Raw genomic sequence first — 2,450 nt, 5'->3', positions numbered from 1 at the left:
CCAGCGCAGCGACCGCAGCGGCTCAGGCCACCACTGCGGCAACACAATCCACGGCGGCGGCGGCGGACGCACTCGCGGCCAAGAACCGCGTACTGGCTGGAATCCCCAACGCCACTCCGGGCACGAATCCGGGGCTGGCGCTCAAGTCCGATGTGTCGGGAGGCGGCGGGGGAAGCGGATCTCTTGTGCTACGGCACGGAGTGATGCTGTGCACCTACTCGGAGCCGGGGAGTGTCTTGCAGGACTTCGTAGTGAACGTGGGTGAGGATACCTGGATTGAATCCAAGGTGGTGGACAATGAGGGATTGCCCGTTCCTCTGGATGGCTACACGCTCACGGCGACGCTCACGGGCTCCGGAGCGTTCAGCCAGGCGCTCGACAATACCGAGGTGACCAAGGTCATGGATGGTGGCGGTGTGAGCGTGGATGGCAGGTTCCGCTGGCGAGCGCACGGGGCGCTCACGACCCAGGCCCGGCGCAATGTCCGCTTTACCTTGCTGCTCTCGGGGGGATCTGGCAACATCCGAACCGCGCTTGCCCGCGTGCAGGTAGAGGGTTAATCCGCACGTGGCCCTCGATCTCACAGGAGCCGACGCGGAGCTGCTCGATCCTCGCAAAACGATCCTAGGCGATGCGTGGGAGCGGCGGGGTGCAGGGAGCGTGCAGACTCCCTACACACTCACCCGGCGGCAAGAGCGCCTCTACGTCTTTCGCGCGGATCTCTACGCGCCCATTGTGCTTGACGTGGACGACGACCAGACCCCAAGCGACTTGGCGTATCCCATGAACCCAACGTCGCGGGAGGTGCCCTGCTGGAAGCGTGAGAGTCAGGAAGAGAACCAGCCCTCACCCGTGGGCCGAACCAACTACGACATTTCTCTGACCATAGACCAGTTCACCTTTCCGAGCGGCGTTGACATTGATGACGGGTTTCTCATCAAGCTCTACCCGCTACAGCCGGAGGCGCTTATCGGGGCTGTGGGTGATGCCCAGGTGGAAATACAAATGGTAGATAACGGGGTGCAATTCTACGTTGTCCAGGGCGGGGCGCAAGATCGCCCGGCAGTCGGGCGGCGGCAATCCAACCATCGCAAGGTCTTTGCTGTCAAGACCAGTCCTCCCAAGACCATCGCCGGACAGCTGCTCGCACGAAAGCCGGTAGGATAATATGGGCAATCCTTTCCCCGCGTTCTACGATGGCCTACGGGCCGCGATCACGGCGGCATGGCCTGCCGTTGCAGGAAGCGCCCACCCGATCTACCGAGAGAGCCAGGTGCGGCGTGTGGCGTGGCGCAGGCTCGTCGAGAGTAATCGCCTCGCCTCGCCTTGGGTGGTCATCTCCGTGTCGGACGCACCGCAAGCCTCCGACTGGGGCCTTGGCAACGTGGTCTACACGCCGCGCGTCGAGATCTTCTACATCACCGAGGCGGTGCCGGGCGAGAAGGACATGGCAAAGTTCATCGAGGGGGAGCTGGCCGCGCTGGTGGGTGTTCTGTACCCGTGGACGCAGGGCTTTCAGTTTGGCGATGGCATCTCGATTGACACCAGCCCGCAAAATCCCGCCCAGGCCGCGTTCCTGGACGAGAACCTACCGCTCTTTGCCGGGAGCGTCTCCTTTGACACGCGCTTTGCGGATGGCACCCTGCCGATCTTCTTCGATCCTAAGCACCTGAGCGTGTGCGAGGTGGCCGCACTGACGATTACGGCGGGAACCCCTCCGTTTGCCCAGGCCGCGCCCGATCCACTCCGTACCTGGGACTTGCTCCTAGTCGTGGACAGTATCGCCTACAGTGCAAGCAACGGGCTGGTGGACTTCAGCCCGTCGGATGGCCTGATCCGGGACATGCGTGGCGAGAAGGACGACTTCGCGCTAGTCATTGGAGTGATTGATGGCGACGGCAGGCAAAACACCCTCTCTGATGTCTGGCACCAGCGCCTCGCTGGAGTGCGCTTCGCCCTGCGCTCCAAGAACCTGGACGGCACCGATGGGAAGTGGCTCGTGCTCTACGGCGTGGCGGAGAGCCTGAGGAACGGCGTTGTCTACGGGAAAAACGCAACGCTCTTAACCCTGCGCCCCACTTTTGGAGTGCTGCCGCAGTGGGCACAAACGGTGACGATTTGACTACCAGGGATATTGCCTCGGCGCTTGAGAGTTTCTCTTCCCGGTCTCGATCTGCTGTGGCCGCGGCGGAGGCGCTGGCGCTGGCGGATGCCAAGAGGGAGGCGCTGTCATCGAGCAGTGGCCCGCTGACCCGTGGTGATCTAAGGCGCATGGATCACCCCTTTGCCCGTCGTCACGAGACGGCGCTGGCAGACCCGGAGATTATCAATAGCGGCAATGGCGATTTCGTGCGGGCGTGGAGCACGAGCGCTGTCTCCGCTACAACGGACGGCACCGAGGCGGAGTTGACCAACGACAGCCAGAGTGCCCACTGGCTTTCTCGTGGAGG

3 protein-coding genes and 1 pseudogene are annotated in these 2,450 nt (G+C 63.1%); all 4 read left to right on the top strand.

The genetic code is table 11. The annotated features are described in order from the left end of the window. A pseudogene (locus ACH2EH_RS00745) lies at positions 1–560 on the top strand (hypothetical protein); the annotation flags it as partial. A gap of 7 nt (positions 561–567) precedes the next feature. Continuing rightward, the gene (locus ACH2EH_RS00740) at positions 568–1,167 is read left to right on the top strand and encodes a hypothetical protein (RefSeq protein WP_395137831.1); all 600 of its coding nucleotides are present in this window, start codon (positions 568–570) and stop codon (positions 1,165–1,167) included. Between the two features lies 1 nt (position 1,168). Continuing rightward, positions 1,169–2,122 carry a hypothetical protein gene (locus ACH2EH_RS00735; RefSeq protein ID WP_395137829.1) on the top strand — a complete coding sequence of 318 codons (954 nt, stop codon included), beginning with the start codon at positions 1,169–1,171 and terminating at the stop codon, positions 2,120–2,122. A 56-nt stretch (positions 2,123–2,178) separates the two neighbouring features. Beyond that, on the top strand, positions 2,179–2,450 hold a 272-nt coding region (locus ACH2EH_RS00730; RefSeq protein ID WP_395137827.1), incomplete at its 3' end, for a hypothetical protein.

It is taken from the genome of Armatimonas sp. (genome assembly GCF_043760365.1).
Taxonomy (GTDB): domain Bacteria; phylum Armatimonadota; class Armatimonadia; order Armatimonadales; family Armatimonadaceae; genus Armatimonas.
This window is presented reverse-complemented; position numbering and strand designations above follow the sequence as displayed.

What these genes read in the sequence shown, in the direction of transcription:
- ACH2EH_RS00735 (WP_395137829.1), top strand. Translation starts at nt 1,169, where the DNA reads ATGGGCAATCCTTTCCCCGCGTTCTACGATGGCCTACGGGCCGCGATC.